At 69.2% G+C, this 24,303-nt stretch carries 16 protein-coding genes; 7 read left to right on the top strand and 9 right to left on the bottom strand.

The genetic code is table 11. The features are described from left to right. Nucleotides 1-123 precede the first annotated feature (123 nt). The 3 genes from ABZU99_RS06580 to ABZU99_RS06570 all read left to right on the top strand — a co-directional run bounded on the left by ABZU99_RS06580 (nt 124) and on the right by ABZU99_RS06570 (nt 2,489). Nucleotides 124-1,065, top strand: coding sequence for a serine/threonine-protein kinase (locus ABZU99_RS06580; protein WP_356043470.1), 942 nt, complete (start codon nt 124-126; stop codon nt 1,063-1,065). A gap of 103 nt (nt 1,066-1,168) precedes the next feature. Then, complete coding sequence (locus tag ABZU99_RS06575) at nt 1,169-1,576, top strand: protein kinase (RefSeq protein ID WP_356043468.1); 408 nt, start codon at nt 1,169-1,171, stop codon at nt 1,574-1,576. 451 nt (nt 1,577-2,027) lie between these two features. After that, nucleotides 2,028-2,489 carry an ATP-binding protein gene (locus tag ABZU99_RS06570; protein ID WP_356043466.1) on the top strand — a complete coding sequence of 154 codons (462 nt, stop codon included), beginning with the start codon at nt 2,028-2,030 and terminating at the stop codon, nt 2,487-2,489. Between the two features lie 67 nt (nt 2,490-2,556). Here ABZU99_RS06570 and ABZU99_RS06565 read toward each other — a convergent pair whose 3' ends face one another. Continuing rightward, nucleotides 2,557-2,925, bottom strand: coding sequence for a hypothetical protein (locus tag ABZU99_RS06565; protein ID WP_356043464.1), 369 nt, complete (start codon nt 2,923-2,925; stop codon nt 2,557-2,559). 515 nt (nt 2,926-3,440) lie between these two features. Here ABZU99_RS06565 and ABZU99_RS06560 point away from each other — a divergent pair. The 3 genes from ABZU99_RS06560 (at nt 3,441) to ABZU99_RS06550 (ending at nt 8,460) form a co-directional block, all read left to right on the top strand. Next, nucleotides 3,441-4,700, top strand: a complete 1,260-nt coding sequence (locus tag ABZU99_RS06560) for a hypothetical protein (RefSeq protein ID WP_356043462.1) — start codon at nt 3,441-3,443, stop codon at nt 4,698-4,700. A gap of 320 nt (nt 4,701-5,020) precedes the next feature. After that, entirely contained in the window at nt 5,021-7,321 is a 2,301-nt protein-coding gene (locus tag ABZU99_RS06555; protein ID WP_356043460.1) for a CCA tRNA nucleotidyltransferase, read from the top strand. A gap of 62 nt (nt 7,322-7,383) precedes the next feature. After that, nucleotides 7,384-8,460 carry a hypothetical protein gene (locus ABZU99_RS06550; protein ID WP_356043457.1) on the top strand — a complete coding sequence of 359 codons (1,077 nt, stop codon included), beginning with the start codon at nt 7,384-7,386 and terminating at the stop codon, nt 8,458-8,460. 113 nt (nt 8,461-8,573) lie between these two features. On the opposite strand, the gene ABZU99_RS06545 is transcribed toward ABZU99_RS06550, so the two are convergent. From ABZU99_RS06545 to ABZU99_RS06525, 5 genes are all read right to left on the bottom strand, one after another. Beyond that, nucleotides 8,574-9,671 carry a MerR family transcriptional regulator gene (locus ABZU99_RS06545; protein WP_356043454.1) on the bottom strand — a complete coding sequence of 366 codons (1,098 nt, stop codon included), beginning with the start codon at nt 9,669-9,671 and terminating at the stop codon, nt 8,574-8,576. A gap of 164 nt (nt 9,672-9,835) precedes the next feature. After that, nucleotides 9,836-10,678, bottom strand: a complete 843-nt coding sequence (locus ABZU99_RS06540) for a hypothetical protein (RefSeq protein WP_356043451.1) — start codon at nt 10,676-10,678, stop codon at nt 9,836-9,838. A gap of 14 nt (nt 10,679-10,692) precedes the next feature. Then, a complete protein-coding gene (locus ABZU99_RS06535) occupies nt 10,693-11,292 on the bottom strand; it encodes a hypothetical protein (protein ID WP_356043448.1) in 600 nt (199 codons plus the stop codon). 44 nt (nt 11,293-11,336) lie between these two features. Then, a complete protein-coding gene (locus tag ABZU99_RS06530) occupies nt 11,337-13,883 on the bottom strand; it encodes a DUF262 domain-containing protein (protein WP_356043445.1) in 2,547 nt (848 codons plus the stop codon). A 90-nt stretch (nt 13,884-13,973) separates the two neighbouring features. Further along, nucleotides 13,974-14,807, bottom strand: a complete 834-nt coding sequence (locus tag ABZU99_RS06525; protein ID WP_356043442.1) for a hypothetical protein — start codon at nt 14,805-14,807, stop codon at nt 13,974-13,976. Nucleotides 14,808-15,208: 401 nt separating this feature from the next. On the opposite strand from ABZU99_RS06525, the gene ABZU99_RS06520 reads away from it, so the two are divergent. Beyond that, nucleotides 15,209-21,151, top strand: coding sequence for an AAA domain-containing protein (locus ABZU99_RS06520; RefSeq protein ID WP_356043440.1), 5,943 nt, complete (start codon nt 15,209-15,211; stop codon nt 21,149-21,151). Between the two features lie 105 nt (nt 21,152-21,256). On the opposite strand, the gene ABZU99_RS06515 is transcribed toward ABZU99_RS06520, so the two are convergent. The 3 genes from ABZU99_RS06515 to ABZU99_RS06505 form a co-directional block, all read right to left on the bottom strand. Further along, entirely contained in the window at nt 21,257-23,428 is a 2,172-nt protein-coding gene (locus ABZU99_RS06515) for a UvrD-helicase domain-containing protein (RefSeq protein WP_356043437.1), read from the bottom strand. A gap of 83 nt (nt 23,429-23,511) precedes the next feature. After that, a complete protein-coding gene (locus ABZU99_RS06510; RefSeq protein WP_356043434.1) occupies nt 23,512-23,958 on the bottom strand; it encodes a hypothetical protein in 447 nt (148 codons plus the stop codon). Further along, the gene (locus ABZU99_RS06505) at nt 23,955-24,302 is read right to left on the bottom strand and encodes a hypothetical protein (protein ID WP_356043431.1); all 348 of its coding nucleotides are present in this window, start codon (nt 24,300-24,302) and stop codon (nt 23,955-23,957) included. Before ABZU99_RS06505 ends, ABZU99_RS06510 begins: the two co-directional genes overlap by 4 nt. Nucleotide 24,303 lies beyond the last annotated feature (1 nt).

The following is a 24,303-nucleotide window of genomic DNA, read 5'->3' as shown; positions in this document are numbered from 1 at the left end:
CGAGGTCTTCGCCGGCTGGGCTGGTCGGCGTCCCAGCGGCCGTGTTGCATGGAAGGCTACTACGCTCATTGACTTTGTTCACAATACAAAAACGCGCGTGCGGAAAGTGTAGAGGACGGAGAAATGCAGAAAATCGCGCCGGGAATGGTGCTCCGTGACCGCTACCAGCTGAAGTCGGTCCTAGGCCGAGGGGTGATGGGACAGGTGTGGCAGGGCTGTGACCTGTATCTCGAACGGCCGGTGGCGGTGAAGACCGTCGCCGCGGAACTGCTGGCCGTCCCTCGGACTCGCACCGCGGCACTGACGCGTTTCAAGAGGGAGGCGCAGGCCGCGGCGCGCCTCGACCACCCCAATATCACCACGGTCTTCGACGCCTCGATCACGGACGACACCTGCTGTCTGGTGATGGAATTAATCGAGGGCACCACCCTGGAGTACCTCTTCGACCAGCAGGAGGGCGGACGATTCGACGTGCCCTCGGCCGCCGCCGTCACCGCCCAGCTGTGCGCCGGACTGTCCGCGGCCCACGCCGCCGGCCTCGTGCACCGTGACCTCAAGACGCAGAACGTCATGATCCGGCGGGACGGTGTCGTGAAGATCCTGGACTTCGGACTGGTGAAACTGCTCGCCGATGCCGACCCGCGCCTGACCATGACCGGCGAGGGCATCGGCAACATCGTCTGCGCGTCACCCGAACTGCTCTCCGGCCGGGACCGGCTCGACGGCCGCAGTGATCTCTACGCGGTGGGCTGTCTGCTCCACCACATGCTCACGGGGGATACGCCCTTCGCCACCGACCAGCCGGCGGTGCTCGCCTCCCGTCATCTGAGCTCGCCCCCGCCCGTCATCTCCGACTCGGGTGTGGACGTCCCCGGCGACCTTCAAGAACTGGTGACGGCCCTGCTCGCCAAGCGTCCGCAGGACCGCCCCGCCTCCGCCGCCGAGGTCTACGCGGCCCTCGCGCCTTACCTGCCGGCCCCGGACCACCGGCTGGCCACCCGCCGCGGTCTGCCCGAGGATCCCCGCCGCCCTTTCCTGGTTCCGCAAGGGCCGAGGCCCGTGTGAAGGTTGAGAGGATGACCTCGCCGACCGGGTGCGCTGCGCCGCCCCGGCCGCAGGGGCGGGGGTGTGACAGGCGCCGCGGGCGCCGGGACTGGGGACGGGCGCAATGCGGCGAAGCCTTGGACGGTACGAGCTCACGCGCGAGTTGGGCCGGGGCGGCATGGGAGTCGTATGGGCGGCATACGACCGCGACCGCGGTCGGGAAGTGGCCGTGAAGCTCGTCGCGCCTCGCGGTCGCGGTACCGAACTCACCAGGCTGGAACGCCGGTTCCTGCGCGAGGCGCGCCTCACCAGCCGTCTGGAGCACCCGGGCATCCCCGCAGTCCACGATCATGGCAGCCACGAGGGCGAGCTCTACCTCGTCATGGACCTCGTCCCGGGACGTGCCCTCGACGCCGTGCTCGACGGAGAAGAAGGCGAGGGAGAAGCACCCCGACCTGCCTCCGCCGTCTCCCGAAGCCATCCGGAAGCGCAAGGAGCAGCTCGGCGCGCGAGGTGGGTCGGATTTCGGTGAGGGCGCTGAGGGCGCCCTGTTCTGAGCCGTCAGCATGACAACGGGCTCGCCCGCGTCATCCCAAGTGACGCGGGCGAGCCCGTTGTTCCGTTCGGAAGCCGTGCTCGGCCCTACCTCACCGTGAGCGCCACGAACGCCGCCCACTCGCCCCGGCCGACCCGCAGTACGGGCCCGCCACCCACGACCTTCGCGCCCCGCCGCGTCCGCGTCTCCCGTGCGTCCCGTACCGCCCTCACAGTCCCACGTCCTTCCCATCCCGCTCCGCGCCCCGCCACGGCCGCGCTCGCCACCGGTCCATGTCCAACGCGACGCGCGGGAAACGGGACACACGCCGGCCCCGTACAGCGCCCGTACAACCAGGCCCACAGCCGCTCGCCAACGCCGTACGACGAGGACGACGTACGGCCGTCGTACCTGGTCAACGGGCCATGTGCCTGCGCACGCTGACACCGTGACTTACCATCAGCTCACCGACGAGGCGGCGCCGCCTCTCACTCCCGTCCGCCAACTGACCCTGCGTTTCAGCAGCACGAGACGCGGCGCCCGCCTCGCCCGCCAGCTCGCCGTGCAGCAGTTCACCGAGTGGACCGGCCTCCCGTACGACTCCGACCCCGCCCGTGCCGTTGCCCTCGTCGCCGCCGAGTTGGCGTCGCACGCGGTCCGCCACGGCAGCCTCCCCGGCCGGGATTTCCGGCTGGCGCTGCTCCTCCTACCCGACCGTTTCCGTATCGAGGTGACGGACACCCGCCCCGAGCATCTCCCACCACCCGTGACCCCGCCGCCCGCCGACGAGACCTCGGGCCGCGGACTGCTCATCGTCCAGTGCTACGCCGACCGTTGGGGACGCACGGTCCGCGACGCGTACACGAAGACCGTCTGGGCAGAGGTGCGGCTCCGCACCACGCTCTCGTAAGGCCGGCCCACCCCGGGTCCGGGGCAGGCCCGGCCAAAAGCCGCCGCAACGCCGACGAGGAGGACCGTCACCGACCGGCGTAGTGCTCCGCCAGCTTCTCGATCTCCCGCGTCCACAGCAGCAGGTTGTCCCCCGACCGCTTGTACGGCGCGCGCCGGGCCAGCTTGAAGAAGCCCCCGGACGGCCAGCCGCTGTCCTTCAGCACCACGAGTGCCGACAGCAGGCGCAGCGATCCGTCCGGGCTCTCCCGGACGGAGGCGTCCTCCAGGAGGTAAGGCATGGGGCCCTCGTGGGCGGGGACGTGATGACCGAGCCGTGCCAGTTCGCTGCTCAGATCACCGTACGGAATGGGCACCGCGCCCTGGCGTACCCGCGAACGCAGGATCTCGACCACGGCGTCCAGAGCCTGCTCGTACTCGAAAGTGCCCTTCTGCATGTGCCCTCGCGACCTCGAATTCCGACGACTGCCGAACCTATGCCACCGGCGGTGCGAGCGCTGTTCGAATGCTCGAAGTAATGATGCGCCCCTTGTGAACTGAGTGCATGGGTTCCATACTGGTGGCGATCAACCGCCGCCCGCCCTCTCTGCGGGCAGGCGCGCATGGCCGGGGGGAATGCGTGAACGGGTGGGCGCGGCCAGGCAGCGTGTTCGCTTCCGGTTCCGCAGTGGTGGCACCGGTTGTCGGGCGTCACGACGCGGCCGGCCAGGGAGGCTGGTCGGGCCCCAGTTGCTGCCGGCCCGACGACGCGCCGGCCCGAGCACGTCCCGAACCATGAGGAACTGGTGTCTGCCCGGACGTCGACTCCACATCGGCGCAAGGAAAGCGGGCCCTGGCCCTGTCCGGGTCGGCACCTCGCTCTCCCGTCATCGGAAGAGCTCCGCCCTGCCCGGCGATCGCCGCGCACACCCCGACCACCCACCACTGCGAGAAGCGACTTCAGGAGCGGGCGATGGACAGCGAGATTCAGCTGATCGGTGACGATGACGGGCTGATGGTCATCGGGAACGCGGCGGATGTCGACCGCTTCCTCATCTCGGAGGGACTGTCGTCGTCGAAGGATCTCGGACCGCGGTGGCTCAAGTCCGTCTTCGGTGTCGGAGCGGCAGTCGGGCAGGCAGGTTCGGAGATTGCCGAGAACTCCGGTCGCTGGGTGAAGCTGACGCCGAAGTCGGCACAGCTCGTCAAGAAGTACGGGCTGAGGCAAAGCGCTAAGACCGCTTGCAGCACGGGTGTGGTGAAGGGGCAGAAGGGCCAGATCAGGGGATTCGTGGAGTTCGCGAAGGCACCCCGATCCTTTCTGACCAACCCGGCGGCTCTCGCCAATGCCGCGAAGCTCATGTCCCAGGTCGCGATGCAACAGAGCATGGACGAGATCACCGACTACCTCGCCACGATCGACGCGAAGGTCGACGACGTGTTGCGCGCCCAGAAGGACACGGTGCTGTCCCGCATGATCGGAGTGGGCTTCGTCATCGACGAGACCATGACCATCCGCGAGAAGCGGGGCAGAGTCGACGAGACCATGTGGTCGAAGGTGCAGGACGCGCCGATGTCGATCGCGGAGACCCAGGTGTACGCCTTGCGTCAACTCGACGCGATCGTGGAAAAGATGGAGCGGCAGTCCAAGATCGGTGATCTCGCCGCGACGGTCAGGGAAGCCGAGTCCCCGGTTCGGGAGTGGCTCGCCGTTCTGGCTCGCTGCTTCCAACTGCAGGACGCGATCGCCGTGCTCGAACTCGACCGGGTGCTGGACGCGTCTCCGGAGGAACTGGACGCTCATCGTCTCGGATTGAAGGCTGCCCGGCAGGACCGGCGGGAACTCATTTCGCGGAGCACCGAGCGGCTGGTGGCGCGGATGAATGCGGTCGCAGGCACGGCCAACGCGAAGGTGCTGCTGCACCCGTCCAAGTCCCCGGCTGTGGTGCAGTCGAGCAACCATGTCGTGATCGGCGTCCATGACTTCCACGAGCGGCTCGGGATCGAGTCCGGTCGCCGGTCGCCGGAGGCGAGACGATGGGCGGAAGCGGCCGCCGAGGTGAGGGACAAGGCGCTCGAGACAGGAGCGAAGGGCGTCGATGCCGCCAGAAGCCGCGGCAAGGTGACCCTCGACCGGGCCGGCTCGGTCAAGGGCAGACTCGCCGGAGAGATCGCCGAGCGAGCGCGCCGTCGGCGCGGGGGCGAGGTGGAAGGGGCGAGCGAAGCTGAGTGAGCGCCAACGTGTCGAGTCGGCGGCACGTCCTTGGCCCACCGCGCGCTCGTCGGTCGACTCGCTCCACGAACGGACCTGCAAGGTCGATGACGTAGATCCATAGTTCGCCTCTTGTGAACTAAGTGCATGGAGGCAATACTGATCTACGTGCGGCGATTCCGTGCCAGGAGGAGGCCTCACTCCGATGAGGCGACCGGTGCTGGAGGGTTCCCCGTGCGCGGTTCCGAGGGCGACACGGGGCTCGTCGGCGTCCACTTGGGGCAGACCGGGCGGCGGGTGGCCGCCGGTGACGTTCGCGTGAGACATGAGGGTGCGTGGAGATGGCCTCGGCCGTGACCGAAGAGGACAACCGCAAGGTACAGACCGCCGTTCTGGGCGGATCCCAGGGGCATCAGCCCGTCTTCCTTCCCTTCGAGAAAGACGATGCCCAGCGTCTCCGGCAGCTGCGCGGCGCGGACGCGTTCACTTGTGGTGTCCTCCTCGGAGGCTGCGGCCAGGTGCTGACCCTTCGCGCCTGCGGTGACCGGAAATCCCACTTCGCCCACCGCCCGCCCGTACGGTGCCGTCGGACCGCCGTGGGGGAGAACAGCGCCGACCACCTGTACATCGGAGAGGCGCTCGTCCGCTGGCTGCGCGGGCAGGGGCAGCCGAACGTCACGGTCGCGTACGTCCAGCAGGCTCACGCCCGCAGCGACTCGATCGAGATCCGGTTCGGCCCGAAAGGGCGGCGCCGCCTCCTGCACGTACAGATGGTCCGCCGCTCCTTCTCCGAGTGGAAGGACGACAGGAGGAGGCTCGAAGCCGCGTCCGGCAGGTTCCCGACGATTCGTGCGTACGGGTCGGAGAGCGAGCTCTCCCCGTACGAGGTGCAGGCTGCCGGATACGCACTGCGCTTCCGGTGCGAGACGCGTGATGGCACGCGTGAGGTGTCGATCGGTACGCAGTCCCCTGATCACCAGGTTCGGTGGACGATTCTCGAACGGTGCCGTCTCAGCGACCTGGGAGTCGTGACGCCGTCCCTCGAAGCGGCTCCGGGGGGCGACGTTCTGCGTCTCAAGACAGCGGAGGGGGCTGCGACGTCGGCGCCCCAGCCACGGCGACAGACAACCGAACGGGACAAGGCACGCGGCCGGGAAGAGCAGCCGCCGGCCACTGCCTCCGCACCACACGAGACGGCCGAGGCGACCGCACTCGATGAACCTGTCGATCCCCGGGTGGAGGCGGCGCGGGCAGGGCTCCCGCCAGTCGTCGAGGACCTCCTCCACCGCTTCACCACCGCAGGGTTCGACCTCGTGCTGGTCGGCGCCTCAGTGCGCCACGCTTTGGCGGGGAGCGTCGGGCCCGAACTCGACTTCGTCACGGACTCCGACGTGCAACAGGTACGGCAGATCGTTCACGACTGGGGAGTCCAGGTCCGGGTACACCGAACCGGCACACCCGGTGTCGTGAGTTTGCGCAAGGAGCTGGGCGCCGACAGCTACACCATACGGATCAGCGCATGTCCGACACCGTCGCGCAACCGTTCCTCCGGATCGCGACGTACGGAACACGAGAAGGCATTGGAGGCGTACCTGCGGCGCAGTGATTTCACCATCGACGCCATGGCCCTCGGCCTGTCGCACGTGACCCTGACGGACCCCTTCGGTGGCCTTCAGGACCTGGAGCGGCGCGTACTGCGCTCGCCGCGCGCACCTACGGCGTCGATCGCCAACGACCCGCCGCTGATGCTTCGAGTGGTTCGCGCTGCGGCCCGACTCGGCTTCGAGCCGGTAGCGGAGCTGAGGGACGCGATGCACACCATGGCGCGACGAGTCACCGAGGTCCCGGCCGAACACGTGCGTGAGGAACTCACCGCCACCATGCTCGCGGCCCGGCCCAGTACCGGTCTGCGCCTGTTGGTCGACACGCGAATCGCCGAACACGTCCTGCCGGAGCTGCCCGCCCTGCGGTTCGAAAGTGCCGCACACCACCGTCACAAGGACATCTACGAGCACACACTGAAGGTCCTCGACCAGGCCATCGCCCTCGAAACAGAAGGGCCCGACCTGACACTGCGGTGGGCGGCGTTGCTCCACGACATCGGTACGCCACGCACACGCCGGACCGGCCGGGACGGTCGTGTCTCCTTCCACCACCACGAGGTGGTGGGGAGCAAGATGGCCCGCAAACGTCTTCGTGCCCTGGCGTATCCGGGGCAACTGATCGAGGATGTCGCTCGGTTGGTGGAACTGCATCTCCGGTTCCACGGCTATGTCGACGAGCGGTGGACCGACCCCGCTGTGCGTCGCTACGTTCGCGACGCCGGCCCGCTGCTCGACCGGCTCCACCGGCTGACCCGCGCCGACTGCACCACGCGCGACCAGCGGAAGGCGAATGCGCTCGCGCGGGCCTACGACTCCCTGGAAGAGCGCATCGAGCACCTGGCGGTCGAGGACGAACGGCAGTCCGCCCGCCCGGACCTCAACGGCCACCAGATCATGGAGATTCTCGGCATCCGTCCCGGGGCCGATCTCGGAAGAGCCTATGACTACATGCGGGACCTCCGCATCGAGAAGGGCCCCATGAATTTCGAGACGGCCAGGGACGCGCTGCTGGAGTGGCGAGCCCGGCGGGACCGCTGACTCCGGCCGGGCCGCCGACCGACGCACCGAACCAAGCCTGCTGTCACCAACGGAGTTGCCCCATGTACCGATACCGCCGCGCTGTCGGCACCGCCCTGCTCGTCGCCGCCGCCCTCGCCGTAGGCGGCTGCGGGAGTGACCCCCGACCCTCCGCCGCGCACACCTCGGCCGCTCCGGAGGACGTGACCGGGGATCGGTCAGCACCGGCGGCCGATTCGGACTCGGATGCCGAGCACGCGGAGACGACGACGGGGGACGATACCTCCATCGAGGACTTCGTGGCCGCCGCCGGTGTCGACGACGCGCTGGTCAACCAGCTCGGCGAGGTCGGTGACGCCAACAACTACGGCCTCGGCGAAGGCGTCGAAACCGGCCTGGAGGACCGCCGTGGACTCGCGACCCTCCAGGTCACCACCTGCCGCAACGTGGCCGTCGGGTACCGGACATGGGAAGGCGTCCAGTATTCGGACGAGGCGGACGGCGCGACCGAGGACCAGGCCGCCGCGATGGCCGACTTCCTGCAGACGGAGTTCTGTCCCCACGTCACCCCCTTGAAGGAAGCCCCTCTTCCCGAGCAGACCCTCGGCGGACCGTCCGAGGACGACCTCGGCGGCCGGGGACTCGCCTCGCCGCTGACCTGGTGGGACGGACGCTATCCACGCATCTCGTGGTCCAAGGCGTGCGCGGCACAGACGGGAATGCCCATCGGTGACCCCGTCGCCTATCGCCTGGCGAAGGACGAGGTCGTCTGCGCCACCGTCCCAGCCGCCGCATCCCTGAAGGAACACCTCATCAGCGTGGACGTCGTCTTCTCGTCCCCGGTCGGCGAAGACCGGGCGCAGGAGGCCGCACTCGCCCTGCTTCCGTCCGACGCGTCGGCGACGGAGCCGACGGAGGGCACCAACCCCGACTGGTCCTACTTGGGCGGCGGCTGCCTGAACATCAACTTCCGCACGGCGACCATGGAAGGACTGATGGACGGGCTGGGGAAGGATGCCGAGCCCTGGGCGTCCGCCCTGTACTACTCCGACGGGGCGACCGAGGACGGAGCCGTGGGCGACTACACCGGAAAGGTCAAGCAGATCTCGCTCTCCACGGGCGCCGATGAGCCCGACTCGTCGGGCGAGCTGACCTGCTGACACCCGCGGTGCCGAAAATCCCGTCGAGTTCCGCCCAGACGGCGTTTACCCTGCCGACCAGAACACCGGCCCCGGCTGTAAGCGCCCCGCAGCAGTAGTCCGCCGGACGGAAGCTAGTCGTCCAAGCGGACCGGCATCAGGAGCGAGAAGGTGCCCTCGTCGTCGAGCCGGCGGATCGCGAGCGGTGCCGTGGGCGCGCCCAGTTCCAGGATCAGCTCGTCCCGGGCTCCGGCGGTGAGCGCGTGCAACAGGAACTCGCGGTTGACGGCTACGTTGTTCTGGTCGTCGTCACCGTCGTCGCACACGATCACGGACCCCTTCTCCGTCACCCGCAGCACGCTGAGGTCGTAAGGCTCGCCGTTCTGCTCACGCGTCTCGCTCGCGCGGACCGGGCCGGTTTCCAGGGACTGGCGGAAGGCCACCGTATCGACGTGGCCCCGCCGACCGGCCGGGAGGGCGACGAGACGACGGTAGTCGGGGAACTCGTGGGCGAGGCTCCGGCCGGACGTCTGCCGGTCGCCGGTCTCCAATGTGACATGGTCACCGTCCATCGCGAGCTGGACCGGGTCCGCGCCGGTCAGCAACGCCCGCATGGCGTCGGCGAGCGGAAGGGGCACCACCACCTGCGTCCTGGGGCCGCCATGCCCGGTCGTGTGTGCTTGCGCGACAGCCATCCGGTAGCGGTCGGTGGCCACGAGGTGGAGGTCTTCGCCCTCGATGTCGAACAGGATCCCGCCGAGCATCGGCAACTCCGCGTCGCTACTGACGGCGAAACGGACCGCGTCCAACGCGGCGGCCAGCTCCGGCGCGGGGACGGACAACCGGGCGGTGGCGGTGTGGAGTGAGGCCATGGGGTCTGTCTCCCTGCGGTCGAGTAGAGCTCGGAGCGTGGAGAACTCGGTTCGGGCATCGGACAGCCCCAGTTCGAGACGGCGCAGGTGCGCCTGAAGGAGCCCGCGCACCAGGTCCGTGTCCGCGCCGGCCCAGCCGGCCAGGACGAGCCGGATGTCTGCCAGGGGCATGCCCGCCCGGCGCAGCCGGGCCAGCAACCGGGCCTCCTCCAACTGCTCGGCCGCGTACCAGCGGTAGCCGCTGACCGGGTCCACCCAGGCGGGGACCAGCACGCCGGCACGGTCGTAGAACCGCAGAGCGCTCACGCTCAGTCCGCCGTCCCGGGCCATCTCCCCGATGCTGCGCATCTCGTTCTCCACACCCGGAACTCTGAGCCCTCGACAAGGTCGAGGGTCAACCTCGGCCATGGTCCGAATCCGCCTCCTCAGGTTCAGCAGTCGGCCTGAGGGGTGACCGTGCCCCAACGGATCATCATGGAGTGGGGCCGCTGATGTCCGCTACGGCGTAACGAGGGTACGGCCGGTCAGATCCCGGAGAAGTCGGGTGCCCAGGTGAGTCGTAGGCCGACATCGTCGGCCAGGGCGGTCCAACGGACCGCGGACGGGTGTTTCTCCAGCACCAGGACCGGATGTATGACGGTGCTTGGGTGCGCGCTCCGGAGCTGGTGGGCGTAGTCGAGGATCTGCCCGATGCCCAGGCGGATCTGCTGGTCCTCGCGCGTCCCGGTGAGGCTTTTGACCTCGGCGACGAAGATGTCTTCACCGCGTGACCACCCGGCGTCGAGTGCCGGAGCGCCGGAGGCGTGCGTACATGCCTCGATGCCCTGGCGGGACAGGTGCGCGATGAGCGCTCCGACCGTCACCTCGTGCACCGCCGTCGCCTCGTCGAGACGGTTGAGGTCCAGCGTGAGATCACCCGAGGCGCGTCGGGCCGCCGTCCTCCGTACCCGGAGAGGGCCGCCGAGAATGTGTGCCTCGGTCGCAGTGGCCGCGACGGGACGAACGCGTCCCGTGCGTGCCTTTCTCAGCTCCAGGCACGGCGCGGGACGCCTCCGCAACAGTTTCGAGAAGCCGTCTCCGTCCACAACGCAGACGTGCCGTCCCCGGCTGCGTTCGGCCTCGGCGTCCACGAGCGTGCTGCTGTAGGTGCGACGGTCGTCGGTCACGACCTTGCTGGCCAGATCGCCATAGACGACAAGGGTGACCTTCTGCGAGAAGTCGGCCTTGGGGGTCGCGGCCTGTCGCCTGGCTCTCTCGGCGCAGTGCGTTCTGACCGTCCACTCACCGTCGACGAGAACACGACCCGTGAAACAGATCGTCTGGCCATTGAGCCTGTGAACAGTTCCTTCGCACGGTCGGCCCGGCACAGGTACCGCCTCCCTCAGTCGTCACCCGGCGACAGCCAGCCGATGTGCCGCAGTACGGGCACGATCCGGAAGCGGACGAAGGCGACCACTGGTGTCTCGTCATCCGTGGCGGGAAAGAACAAGGCGTGCTGGAGCGGCTTTTCGTGCTGTGGGTCGTCCAGGTCCACAGGGGGCAGATCCGGTCGGTCGAACGCGGCCTCCAACCTGACACCCTCCCGAGCGGTCAGCTCTCTGAGATGGTGCAACCCCATGGCGTTCGTGAGGTCCGCTGTCGTGAGGGACTTCTTGATCCGTGGCCTGCCATGCGTGTCGACGTGCGTGGGGAACACCATGATGCGCATCTCCCCACGTCGTGCAGAGGCGCATATCCCGGAGCGCAGTCGGTTGTGCAGATTGGAGAGGGCCGCCGGCATCTCGGGGACGACCGTGGGTTTGTGGAGCACCAGGTCACGCTCGCCGTGCACCCAATGGTTGTCGTGCACTGTCAGCGAGGGTTGCCCGGGGAGGCGTAGCTCCCACTCGATGGCGCTCGCCCTGGACATTTCACCGGAACAGGTCGTTCCGCTCTTCTCGATACCCTTTCCGCTGTTCCGGGTCAGAGTGAGGTCGTTCAATAACCGCACGAGTGATGCCTCCTTCGAGAGACGCCGAAACGCATTCAGTCCCTCCGTGCCAGATCCAGCGCCGCCACCCCCACGAACCAGTCCAGCACCTCGCAGATGTCCTCACCGTGCTCCGCGAAGACGCTCACCGGGAACGACGGACGCAGCTCCAGCTTCGCCTCGGGCAGGTCGATTCCGTCGATCTTGTTCAGACGGATCAGCAACTCCCGGCGCTGTTCCGTGTCGTCGAAGGGGGTGCGGGACTTCAGGTACTGGAAGACCACCTCGACCGTGCCGCTCACGGGGTAGATCCCGACCGGCCAGAGCAGGTGCGGCCTACGGCTCGTCCCGGCGTCCAGCATCGGGAAGCAACTGGTCTCCTCGTACCGGCCGTAGTTGACGTAACCGCCCTGTCGGCGCCAGAAGTCGAGGGCCGCCATGACGCCGGGATACGCGTCCGGCCAGTGCTCCTGCAACTGCGCCCGGAAGCGCGCGGTCGCCGCCGAGTCCTCCCCCTCGGGGAGCGGGTCGTGCGAGACCTGCTGTGCGACGTCCTTGCCCAGCAAGGTGGCCAGCTCAGCGGCGGAGAGACGTTGGGAACGGTGCGCCAGGCCCCAGGAGTCGAAGCGCACTCCTTCGCTCGTGAGCAGTTCCTGAGGCGGCTGCCGGTCTTCGCCCTCCGCCCAGCGGAAGGAAGGTGAGATCTTGCCCTCCGCGGTGAGGACACGGTAGGCACCGATCACCGTCGGGTTGGCGCCCAGGTAGGCGCCCACAGCGACCGGGTGACTGCCGATCAGCTCGGCGACATCGCCGTACGTCGTCCACGTGCCGCTCGGCATCGCCACCAGCGCGGCCCGCAGCTCGGCCCAGCCCGGGGACTCCTCACCGGCCGTCTTCATCCCGCCGATCGGACCGGGCCACAGCTCCACCGCGCGCTCGGCCAGACGGTCGGCTCGGGCCAGGATCTCCGCCTTGCCCCAGCGCTGCGCCGAGGCGATCTCGAGGTTCATGCGCAGGGCGCTGGAGTCGAGGATCTGCTGCTTGCGCTCGAAGGGGTGGTTGGACAGTTTGGCGTTGTCACCGGTCAGCGTGAGGTTGCCGAGTGTGTGCACCAGCAGGTCGTGGAGTTCCTGCGGAGTCTGGTTCGGCTCGGTCTCCTCGGCGAGCAGGTCGAACCATGCCGGAGCGGGGCGCTGGGGCAGCACGTGCTCCACGCTGAGGGACGCCTTGGCGAAGTCCACGGGCTCGGAGGCACGGTAACTCTCCTCCAGGCGGCGCAGGATGTAGCTGCGCTGCGGAGGACGCCCGCTCCAGTAGAACGGCTTGCTGCGGATCGCCTCGCGGAGTTCCTCGTCGCTCGGCCAGCGGCGGCGCCGGCCGGACAGGAACCGTCGTACCGCCTCGGCTGCCGGCCGATCGGTCTCCAGCTCCTTCGGTGCCTCCATGAAGATGCGGTTGAGGCCGGTGGTCGGCGTCTGGCAGATCAGGCGGCGCACCAGATAGGACTCGACGTAGCCCAGCGCCTGCGCCGCGTCGTCAGGCCTCGTCCTGCCGGCCGCGACGAGGTCCAGCAGGTGCAGCGCGAGCGGGTAGTGCGTCTGGCCGCCCCAGGAGCCCAGGCGCTCCAGAACCGCGCGGAGGGCGGGGGACTGCTCGCGGGCGGGGTCGACGATGCGCAGGAACCTCGCGGCCCGCTCGGTCAGCTGCTCGATCTCGTGCTGCAGCGCGTCCTCGTCACCGGCCAGCGGCTGGAGCCGTTTCTGCTGCTCGCGGTAGATCTCACTCTGCTTGGTCTTGTAGTGGCCGCGCACCACCAGGTCGAGCCAGACCAGCAGTTCGAGGTTCTTCGGGCCGAGGCTCTGTTGCATGGGCAGCCACAGTTCCTGGTAGATCCGCTCGCCTCGCTTGGGCAGCAGCATGAACACGTAGTTGCGCAACAGGTCGCTCTGACTGAGCCCGACACCCGTGTTGTTGATCGACTCGAAGATCCGGTAGACGTTGTCGCCGGACTCGGCGGTGATCTCCACGATGGACAGCAGATCCTTGAGGACCGTCTCGACTGTGGACGCCCAGCGCTCGTCGCCCGCCTCGTGGCCCTCGGCCAGCGCACCGCGGAAGAACCGGTAGGCAGCCCCGATGTTGTCGCCGCCGCCGGCGTCGGCCCGGGAGCGGACACAGGCGGTGTACGCCTCACGGTCCGCCTGCGTGGGCAGCAACCGGTAGTGGTCCGCACCCTCGTGGAACTCGTTGACCAGTATCTGGCGGTGCACCCGGTCCACACCGCGCGCGTCACCGACCTCCTTCAGATGGTCCCGCAGCGCCGCAAACGCCAGCATCAGGGTGGTCAGCCGCTGCTGTCCGTCCACCACCAGCCACCGCTGCACCCCGCCCGCCTGGATCTGGCGCGGTGCGAGCACCACAGAGCCGAGGAAGTGCGGAGCCGCCGCCTCACCGGCCAGATGCTGCTCGACGAGTTCCCCGACGTCCTCCCACAGCCGCTGTAGCTGCTCCCTGCCCCAGCTGTACGTGCGCTGATACAGCGGTACTTGGAACTGTTTGTCCCCTTGTACGAGCTTCAGGAAGGTGATCTCCTGGGCGCGCATGCGCTTCCTTTCCCTGCCGGGTGCACAGGTCTTGCCGGTCCGTCCAGCCCTTCGGCCCTGAGGACAGCGGTCAGCTGAATCTATGCCCCGTCAGGCTTCCTTGTCCGCCGGTCCAGTGCCGGACTGGTTGGTGATCCTGGGCATCGTCTCGTTGGGGGACCGGCGCAGAAGCTTGATGGTCCGGCCTTCCACCCAGGCATTCCACGCCTTGAGGTAGTAGAGCAGGTGCTCGCGGGAGTCGTCGCGGCGACGGTGTGTCCTGCCCGCGGCGAGGCTGAGCATGGTGTTGCGCAGGGTGAGGCGAGGGTCGCCCGATTCCAGCCGTGCGCCGGTGACGACTCCGTCCTTCCAGGAGGACTGATCGATGTCGGGCCGGGCCTCCGTGGTGACGTACCAGCCGATTGTCGCAGCTGTGACAGTGATGCGGCATGCGCGGTTGAGCGCGATGCCGTGGTGCAGCGCGTCGCGGATGCCGGGGTGCTTCTCGAGCATGACCAGAAGCTGGTCGTTGCTGGTGACGGATGAGCCGCCGCTCCAGACGGAGTTCGGTACGGACAGGTAGAGGTGGAGTCCGCGCAGGGCTGCGGCCAAGTGCGTCGCGTTGGCCTCACCCGCAAGTGCCAGAGCGTCCCGGCCGGTGCGCTTGCGCCCGGTGTCCATCACGGTGAAGGCAGTGCGGGGCACGCCGTGTGTGACGGTCAGGGGCACCGTGATCCCGGCCTTGGCGATTGCCGCCAGCCGGTGCTGACCGTCGATGAGTACGTCGTCCTCGTCAAAGGCGATGCCCTGGTGCGTCAACTGCCATTCGCCGCGCTGGATCTGGCCGACCAGCTGCTGCACCGTGCTCTTGCTGAGGGGTCGGTTGTTGGTGTTGCGAGTGAGCCACTCCGCTGCCAACTGGGGTGAGACGTCGAGCACTTCCATGTGCATGGTACGTGTGCCTTTCTCCGGGAACGGTTGGGACCTCGGACAGGCGAAGCCAGAGCCACCATCCTGCGACATCACTGTGAACTCAGTCAACTTACATGCGTTGTTGCCGGAGTGTTCCTGGAGGGTGGCGCGGACGCTCGCCGAGCCGATAAGGGGTTCAAATGCGGCGATGAGGGACCTGGCTGCCGGGGTTTTGAGGGCTTCGTTCGCGATGGGCGAGCGAGGCGTTCCGTATGGCGGTGGCCCCGGTGGCGTTCCTGATACCATCGGTCCGTGTGCTCAGTTCACATCAAGTTGACGTGCCGGGGGGTGCGTTGCGTTCGTGCTTGATGTGGCCCGGGGCGGGATTTCACAAGGTGGCCACCATGTGGCCCTGAGCAGCAGTGGGGTGGCGTGTGAGCCAGGGTGAGAGTGGCCTGAGCGACGGTGTGCGGCCGGTCGGTTCCGTCTACCAGTACGACGACGGGCTGCACGTCCGCGTCGACGACGTCGTGCCGTACGTGCTGGTCGATCCCGAGGACTCGTACGGGTACCGGCAGGGCGACGACCTGGTGCGATGCACTCTGTACCTGAGCAACGGCACCGGTCGGCCCATCAACGTGGACGGCATCGGCCTGCGCCTCCGGAGCGGGCCGTACGGAAAGACGGGCCGCCAGGTACAGGACTGTCGGACCGACGTGCTCGACGACGAACTCGAAGGCACGTTGCGCACGGGCCGTAGGATCTCGGCGACGTGGGCCTACAGCATTCCCGCCGGCACCGCCGCGGAGCTGGACATCGAGGTGCGGTTCCCGCCTTCGCACGACCGCGAGAGCGTCACCTTCACCACGGCCGTGGCCGCTGGGTCCGCCCCCGTCGGCACCCGTGTGGCGAATGCAGGCACCACGCCCCCATGGCCCCCGGACCAGGCGGCGCCGTTCGGCGATCAGCAGCAGTCCCTGTTCGCGGACGCTGGACCGGAGCCCACGGGTGGCCACGGCGGTCCCGTCGAGGGAGGCGGACCTCAGCCCACGGGCCCGGTAGTGCTCGGGGCCGTGCCGGCGCAGCCGACCAGCGCCGACCGGCAGGCCGCATTCGCCCGGACGCAGGAGCCGCCCGCCGACAAGACCGACGCCACACGCGTCCGGCAGATTTTCCGGTTCCTCGCCGAGGCAGAGGAGTCGAAGGCCCGGCCCGTCCGCACTCTCGACGGCGCGGCCGGCACCGTGTGGTTCGAGGAGCTGCCGGACGACCCCAGCGTCGAGGTGATGCTCGACGGAGTGCTCACCACGGACGGTCCGGCCTGGCTGACCGTCGCCCGCCCCGAACGGGAGGACGCCCCTCACCCCAAGACCCTGCTCGCGCCCTGGGTGGACGAGACGCGCGTCCGTGACTTCAAGCAGACCCGCGCCCCGCATCTGCGCCGGCGGATCGAGCCCGAATTCCCGGACTGGTCCCAGGGCATCCCGCTCGAGAAGACCTATCACGAGCTGGACGAGCACCCGAAGCGGGAGAAGATCGAGAAGCTGTACGCCGCCTGGGAACAGGAGTGGCTCGCCTGGGCGGAGCGACGTCGGGCGATCGACCCCCTCGTCAAGCTGTACGACCGGCTGCACAAAATGCACGAGGACGCCGACAACCTCGGCGAGGCGTACGAACTCGTCCTCGGGTTCGGCCGGCTGACCTGGCAGACGGCCGGTGGCCAGCGTGTGGAACGGCACCTGGTCACCCACCGGGCCACCATCCAGCTCGACCCGTCCACCGGCACGCTCACGGTCGCCCCGGACCCGACCGGCGTCGGCCTGGAACTGGAAGAGGGCATGCTGGAAGGAACCCAGCACGTCCCGGGGCCCGTGCGCGAGGGGATCGTCGAGGTGCTGGAAGGCGCCTCCGACGTGACGGACCCTGAACACCTCGAAGCCCTGCACACTGCCCTGCGCAGTTGGGTCAACGCCGCGCACAGCGCCGGAAGCTACCTGCCGACTGTGGAGCGTGCCAAGCCGCGAAACCTCGACGTGCCGCAGGTGGGACTCACACCCGGACTCGTTCTGCGGGAACGCAGCCGTCGGTCGACGATGGACGCCCTCAAAGCCATCGCCCGTCAGATCGACGCCGGCACCCGTCCCACCGAGCTGCTCGGCTACATCGCCGGCCGCGACGGGGCGCTGACCGCCGCCGACCTCGCCGCGGCCGAGGACGACGGGACGGAGACCGGCACCGGCGAGATGTACTTCGCACTCCCCGCCAACGAGGAGCAGCGCACGATCGCCGAACGTCTGCGCGCCAACCGGCTCGTCGTCGTGCAGGGCCCGCCCGGCACCGGCAAGACGCACACCATCGCCAACCTGGTCACGGACCTGCTCGCCCAGGGCAAGCGGGTCCTCATCACCAGCCACACTCCGCGCGCCCTGCGCGTCCTGCGGGACAAACTGCCGGAGTCCATCCGTGACCTGTGCGTGAGTCGTACCGAGGACGGCGCGGCCGCCCAGCGAGAGCTCGAGGCGTCCGTCCAGAGGATCCTCAGCGAGTACGCCGGCTACGACCCGAAGGCCTCCCAGAAGGAGATCCGTACCCTCCAGGCGCGGCTCGCCGCCGCCCGGTCCGCCCAGCAGGCCATGCTGCGCGACCTCGCCGTGCTGCGCGAGCAGGAGACCCACCGCTTCGAGGCGGAGATCGGCGATTACCGCGGCAGCCTCCAGGAGATCGCCGAACGTCTCACCGCCGAGGCGGGACGGTACGAATGGCTCGGCCAGGTCCCGCAGGAACAGCCCACCCTGAGCGCCGACGAAGCTGTCCGCCTCCTGCACACGACCCGCGCTTTCACTCCCCACCACCAGGCCCTGGCGGCCGAGGTGCCCGGCCCCTCCGAGCTGCCGAGCCCCAGCGACTTCGAGGTAGCCGTCTCCGTTGTGCGTTCGGCGGAGGAGGCGCACGCGGCGGTGCGGCAGGACCCGCTGAGCCAGGAGTACGACACGGCTGTGCGCGGCCTCGGTGAAGCCGAACAGCAGCGGCTCTCGACGGCTCTCGACGCCTTCTCCGCCGCCCGTGCCCGCGCCGCGTCTCTCGCCGCCGCGGCCGGCGAGTGGGCCGTGGCGCTCCTGAAAGAGGTGAGCGCGGGCCAGGACTGGCAGGCGCGGAGCCGACAGGCCGCCGTCACCGGTGCCCTCGAGGCGGTCGACACCTCGCTCGCCACGCTGGGTACCGCGATGGTCAGCGGCCTGGAGCAGTACGACCCGGCCACAGCGCTCGGCCAGGCCACTGCCCTGCACGACGGTCTCGGCCAGGGACAGAAGCTGCGCGGGCCGCTCGGCATGCGCTCGAAGCTGGCCAAGGGCGTCGGGACCTTCGTGGAGACCGTCCGGGTCGACGGGCGGCCTCCGGAGGATGTCGGAACCGCGGCCGTCGTCCTCGCCCGCGTTCAGCTCGAACTGCGCCTGGCGCAGGTCGAATCCGAGTGGGGAACCCCCGCCGGCGCCTGGCAGGGGCACGGTCCGCGACTCGCTCGCCTGCGGCAGGACGCCGCGGTACTTCAAGCGCTTCTCGCCGTCGCCGCCGCCCGCATCGACGTCCTCACCGCCGCCGCCACCTCGCCGGAGCTGGCCGTCGCCACCTGGCACGACCCGTCGGTCGAGAACGCCGTACGAGCCCTGCTGCGCGCGGCGACGACGCTGCGCGCGGCCGAGCAGTCGCGCAGGATCATCGCGGACACCGCGGAACTTCTGCGCGCCTGGACCGACCGGCCCGGCGTCTCTCCCGCCGTCGAGCGCGCACGCGACAGCGTGCGCGCCCAGGACCCCGAGGGCTATCGCGAGTTCAGCCAGGAGCTCGCCGGGGTTCGCGAGGCGGCGCGGCTGCGGGCCGAACAGCACGTGGCACTCACGCGCGTGCGCGAGGCGTTCCCCGCACTCGCGGAGCGGATCACCGGCGCACCCGAGGACCCCGCCTGGGACACCCGGCTGCCTCACCTCGCCGAGGCCTGGGCCTGGTCCGCGTGGCGCGACCGCATGGAGCGGCTCACCGACCCGGAGGCCGAGCGCACCCTGCGCAAGCGGCTGACGGAGGCCGACGACGAGGCACGCATCATGCTCGCCAGGCTCGCCGCGGCCCGCGCCTGGCACCGCTGCCTCGGGCTGCTCACCGGCGACCAGTCCCGGGCCCTCAGCGCGTACCAGCAGGCCGCCCGTCGCATCAGAGGCAAGTACCAGCACCGCTATCGGCGCGACGCTCAGGCCGCACTGCGCAAGGCGCAGACAGCGGTGCCGGCCTGGATCATGCCGCTGCACCAGGTCGCGGAGACCGTGCCCATGGACCGGCCCGGCTTGTTCGATGTCGTCATCGTCGACGAGGCCAGCCAGTCCGGCCTGGAGGCCATGCTGCTGAGCTGGCTCGCCGGCCGGATGGTCGTCGTCGGCGACAGCAAGCAGGTCAGCCCCTCCAACGTCGGCCTCAAGCAGGACGAGTACTTCCACCTGAGGGACCGGCTGCTCACCGCACTCGAGCCCGACGTCCGCAGCCTGTTCGGTCCCGAGTCCAGCTTCTTCGATCTCACGGAAGCCCTCTCCGCGGGCCGGGGCACGCTCATGCTCAAGGAGCACTTCCGGTGCATGCCGGAGATCATCTCCTTCTCCAACGAGCTTTGCTACAACGGCCGGCTGCAGCCGCTGCGTCAGTACGGTGCCGACCGGCTGGACCCGGTCCGCAGCGTGTACGTCGAGGACGGCGAAGCCTTGGGCACCAACACCCGGCTGACCAACGTCGCGGAGGCCGAAGCACTCGTCGACGCCGTCGTGCGCTGCTGCGCCGACCCCGCGTACGACGGGAAGACCATGGGCATCGTCAGCCTCCGCGCCGCCAAGGGGCACGTGACCGAGCTGGAGAATCTCCTCGCCGAACGCCTCGCCTACGAGCAGCGTGAGGAGCGGCGCATCCGGGTCGGCGACGCCGAGGACTTCCAGGGCGACGAGCGCCACGTCATGTTCATCTCCTGCCTCAACTCGGCCACCACCGCCGCGGGAACCGTGCCGGGAGGCTTCAACGGCAAGACGTACGAGCAGCGGCTCAACGTCGCAGCTTCCCGCGCCCAGGACCAGGTGTGGGTGTTCCACAGTGCGCGCATCGAACAGTTCCACGAGAACGACCTCCGCCGGCAGTGGCTCGATCACCTCACCCGGCCCGCGGAGGAGGACACCGTCGCGGTCAACGGCGAGGTACTGCCGGACGTACGGCACGAAGCGTTCGACAGCCTGTTCCAGCAGAAGGTGTACTGGGAGCTGACGGCGCGTGGCTACCGTGTGCGGCCCGGATACCGCGTCGGCCGCCACACGATCGACCTGGTCGTCGAGGGCGGGACACGCAGGCTCGCGGTGGCCTGCGACGGCGACGCCTTCGCGGACGGCGAGGACGCGTCCACCGCGGCCGCCCTGCAGCGTGACCTGGAGCGCGTCGACTGGACTTTCGTCCGCATCCGCGGAAGCCGGTTCCACCTCGACCGTGAGCAGGCGCTCGCACCGCTCTGGGCCGAGTTGGAGCGGCTTGGCATCGAGCCGGTAGGTGAAGAGGAAGGGGAGCCCGGCACTCCTGCCGAGGATGCGGATGCGCAGACGGAGGTCTCGGCGGTCCCCGACCCGGACGGGAGCGACCAGGAAGGGGACAGCCGGGACCACGAGGGCACGGAGGGCACGAGCCCGGGGGCCGATGCACGGGCAACCGGCGACACGCCGGCACGGCGGGCGGCATCCGTCTCCCACTCCAGGGACCCACGCGAGTCCGGGCCGGATCCTTCGAGGGACGCGGCCCCGGCCCCGCGCCCGCACACCGGGGCGTCGGCGGCCACGACCCCGGCAGCGTCCGTGGCCCCGGCGCCGCGAGCACAGGAGCCGCCCCGAGCCACCCCAAGTGCTCTGCCGGTTCAGGAAATTCCCGCCGCCGCCTTCCACCGGCTCGTCCGCGAGATGCAGGAGTTGCAGGCAGCCGTCGACGCTCCGGACGAGATTCCCGACGGGGTGGACGCGGCGAACCTCGTCTTTATCCGTAAGACACAGGCCGATCAGCGTGACCGGTGGACGAAACGCCTCGGTTTCCTGCGGGCGTTCATCGACGCCGTCCGTGTCGGGCGGGAGACGGCCACGCCGAAGATCGTGATACCCGGCGCGCTCCTTGTTCTGGAATTCGACGGACAGGTCGATGTCGACACGCTGTACACGGTTGCCGAAAAACTGCCCACCGACGAGGCGGACATCGTTTCTCCGTCGTCTCCGCTGGGCCACGCGCTGATGTGGCAGCCGGCGGGGCGTGAAATCTCCTACGACGCCTCTCAGAACAAGACACACAAGGTCGTCGTCCGGGAAATCCGGGCCTGAAAACTCTGGGCGCAGGCCGGACCGGGATCGGGAACGTCCGCCTCCGCCGCTGGACCCCGCCGCCCGAACCCGGCTCCGGGTTCGCGTGGCGGGGCCCTGCGCGTCTCATCCAGCGACCGGGTCCAGCAGGCGGCTCCGCTCACCGTTCCACGAGATCGCCAGCGCGTCGCGGGCCCGCGTGCAGGCCACGAACAGCAGGCAGTGCTCGGCCAGAAGATCCGACTGGTGCTGAACGGGATCCACGTCGGCCGGCGTCACCTGCGGGGCGAAGGGCAGCACGCTGGACGTCACGCCCACGACGGCCACGCACCGGAACTCCAGCCCCTTCATCGCGTGCATGGTGGCCACCCGTACGCCGGATACGGACGGCCCCGGATCGTCCCTGACCGCGACCGCCGGGATACGCTCGCGTCGCAGGCGTGTGATGACCGCGTCGACCAGTGTGTTGAACCGGGCGCACACCGCCACCTCGGACGGCTTGACCCCGTCCTGGTCGATCCAGGTCCGGATCTGCTCGATCAATGCCCGCAGCTCCTCGTCCTGGCTGCCGTATCCGCTTGCCGCCGGAACGCGGCCGTGGAGCTGGGAACGGTAGCCCCGGAGCGAATCCCGGCCACCGTCATCGTCGTCGTCCTCACCGAGTCGGCCAACGGGCTGACCGTCGAGGAGGGATGCGGACCAGCGCAGGATCTCTTCCGTGCTGCGGTAGTTGAGGCGGAGCCGGGACGTGCGTCCTCGGACGTTGATGCCCAACGAGCGCAGCGAGACCCGGGAATCGTAGATGCGCTGATGGGGGTCGCCGACGAGGAACATGTCGTCGGACTGGGGTGCCGCGCAGGCGCGCAGCACCCGCCACTGAGCCGGATGGAGGTCCTGGGCCTCGTCCACGACGACGTGGCGGTAGCGCGGCCCGCCCTCGGCCAGGATCCGTGCGGCCTGGTCGCACAGCTGCGTGTACGTCGCCGAGTCGCGTGAGGCCAGGTCTGCCGTGAACCGTTCCATGACGCGCCACAGCCGGGCTCTTTGCACCCGCCCCACCTGGGTGCCGCGCCCCCGCCGTACACAGCGCAAGTACTCCTCGGGTGTGCGCAGCCCCTGCGCCAGGACGACGTTGCGGAACTCCTGGGAGAGGAACCGCTCCGTCCACGGGAGTTCCTCCCGTGCGGTGGCACGGGTCCAGGCGCTCTTCTCGGCGGCGGCCGAAAGGGGCTTCGGGGAACTGCCCCGCGCCTCCCGGATGACCCGCGCGGCCAAAGAATCCACCGTTGTGACGTCGACGCGATTCAGCAGGTGGACGTCGGCGTCGCCGAGCAGGAGCGCCATGCTGTCCCGCAGCGCGGCCGCCATGGCATTGGTGAAGGTGGTGAGCAGGATCCGGTCGCCCTCACGGCCGGTACGCAGCAGATGCCGGACCCGGTGCAGGGCGACGACCGTCTTGCCGGTGCCGGGCCCGCCGGTGACCTGAGCGGGTCCGTTGAAGCCGGGGTGGTATGCGTAGCGGCGCTGAGCAGGGTGGAGGAAGATGCGCCAGCGGGTGAGATCCTCGGTGAGGATCCGCTCCAGCTCGCCGGGCCCCGTCACTTCCACGATGCGGTTGGGCGTGTTCAGAATCGCCTCGGTGAGGGTGACCGTCGGCCGGTCCTCCGCCGTACGCACGGTCTGCCCCCGGGGAGCGATCAGTTGCTCCCAGACGTCTTCGGGGGAGTAGTCGGCGGCCAGGTACTCCAGCACCTCGTATTGGTCCGCGGGCATCATGGGCGGTGCCATGACCGTCAGATCCTCCGCCGTGACACAGACGCGGGCCAGGCGCAGGACCTGGTCGTCGATGCCGAGGTCGCGCAGTACGGTGTCGGAGTGCTCTTCGAAGAGGCGGGCGGGGGTTGCCACCGCCTTCGTTTCGAAGTACGTCTCCATGTGTTCCAGGGCCTCGACGTTGCGCACCTCCAGGCATCCGGTGGCGCCGTTGACCGAGTAGGCGCGCTTGCAGGCCCAATTGATCGCCTCGTCATGAGGAGCGACCCGAAGGAGTGTGAACAGGTCGCTTCCGTCGTCGGGCGCCAGGAGAACGCCCCGGTAGAACTTGGTGATGCGTATCGTGCGGATCCGGGGATCGCGCGCCCGCTCGAGCTTCTCCAGGTGCATGCCCTTGCTGGCGTGGAGTTGGGGCACGGTCATGCCCCGGAACATCTGGATCGCGTCGTTGACTTCCTTCTGGACGGGTCTCTGCAGCGAGATGAGGTCCGCGACGAAGTCGTCGGAGAGGGCGAGTCGGGGCATCGGCGTCCTCGGGGCGCGGGGCGGGCGGTGTCGAGGACCAGCCTAGAGACTCGCCCGGCCCGGAGCGACGGAGCGAGCGATCTTCATTGTGTGAACTCTGTCAACGGTCTATATTTTCGCGCTGTTAAGCTCCGCGTAGGCGATCTCGATCTCCCAGCGTTCGTGGTAGAGCCGGATGAGTTCGGCGGCCGGGTGCGTCGATGGATCGGTGAGGGTGGGCAGCAGCCGGTAGTGGCCGGTGCGGGCCCTTGGGACGTGACGATGCTGATCTCGGCGTCGATCACCCGCACGGTCAGCGCGCCGAGCCGGGCCAGGAACGAGCCGTCGTCGCAGCGGGCCACCGGCGGCAGCCTCCGTCCGGTCTTGCACCGCACAAGCAGATGGGCGCCGGTGGCGGCAAACCGGTTCAGCAGGTCGACGGCGGCGAAGTTCCGGTCGCCCAGCAGCATCCCGGCACGCAGATCGCCCGCCAGCCGTCCGGCGTAGTCCAGCTCGGCGGTAGCGGCCGAGCCGAACACCGCCCCGATCACCGCCCGGGTCCCGCAGGCCACCAGCGCCGCCAGCCGGACCTGCGGATACCCCCGGACCCGTGGTTGCACCGCTGTTTGGCGAAGACCGTGAGGTTCGCCGGAGTGTCCGGCACCGGCAGCAGCGTGCCATCAACCGCCACCACCAGCAGCCCCCGCCACCGCACCTGAGCCGCAATCGTGGCCGCCGGGCCGCGCACCAGGTCGAACAACTCCTTCAATGGCGCCGCCCCCAACCGCTGGCGGGCCTTGGGCCTGCCCTCCGTCCTGTTCAGCATCGCCCTGCGGCACTTCGCCGTGCAGACCGCGATGATCGGCTTCGCGGCGGTCCTCTCCTGCGGCGCCATG

The sequence above is a fragment of the Streptomyces sp. NPDC005266 genome, assembly GCF_040607655.1.
Classification (GTDB): domain Bacteria; phylum Actinomycetota; class Actinomycetes; order Streptomycetales; family Streptomycetaceae; genus Streptomyces.
This window is presented reverse-complemented; position numbering and strand designations above follow the sequence as displayed.

Bases quoted from the DNA above. Each gene is read 5' to 3' on its own strand.
- ABZU99_RS06580 (WP_356043470.1), top strand. From the start codon at position 124: ATGCAGAAAATCGCGCCGGGAATGGTGCTCCGTGACCGCTACCAGCTG.
- ABZU99_RS06575 (WP_356043468.1), top strand. From the start codon at position 1,169: ATGCGGCGAAGCCTTGGACGGTACGAGCTCACGCGCGAGTTGGGCCGG.
- ABZU99_RS06565 (WP_356043464.1), bottom strand. From the start codon at position 2,925: ATGCAGAAGGGCACTTTCGAGTACGAGCAGGCTCTGGACGCCGTGGTC.
- ABZU99_RS06560 (WP_356043462.1), top strand. From the start codon at position 3,441: ATGGACAGCGAGATTCAGCTGATCGGTGACGATGACGGGCTGATGGTC.
- ABZU99_RS06555 (WP_356043460.1), top strand. From the start codon at position 5,021: ATGGCCTCGGCCGTGACCGAAGAGGACAACCGCAAGGTACAGACCGCC.
- ABZU99_RS06550 (WP_356043457.1), top strand. From the start codon at position 7,384: ATGTACCGATACCGCCGCGCTGTCGGCACCGCCCTGCTCGTCGCCGCC.
- ABZU99_RS06530 (WP_356043445.1), bottom strand. From the start codon at position 13,883: ATGCGCGCCCAGGAGATCACCTTCCTGAAGCTCGTACAAGGGGACAAA.
- ABZU99_RS06525 (WP_356043442.1), bottom strand. From the start codon at position 14,807: ATGGAAGTGCTCGACGTCTCACCCCAGTTGGCAGCGGAGTGGCTCACT.
- ABZU99_RS06515 (WP_356043437.1), bottom strand. From the start codon at position 23,428: ATGCCCCGACTCGCCCTCTCCGACGACTTCGTCGCGGACCTCATCTCG.
- ABZU99_RS06505 (WP_356043431.1), bottom strand. From the start codon at position 24,302: ATGGCGCCGCAGGAGAGGACCGCCGCGAAGCCGATCATCGCGGTCTGC.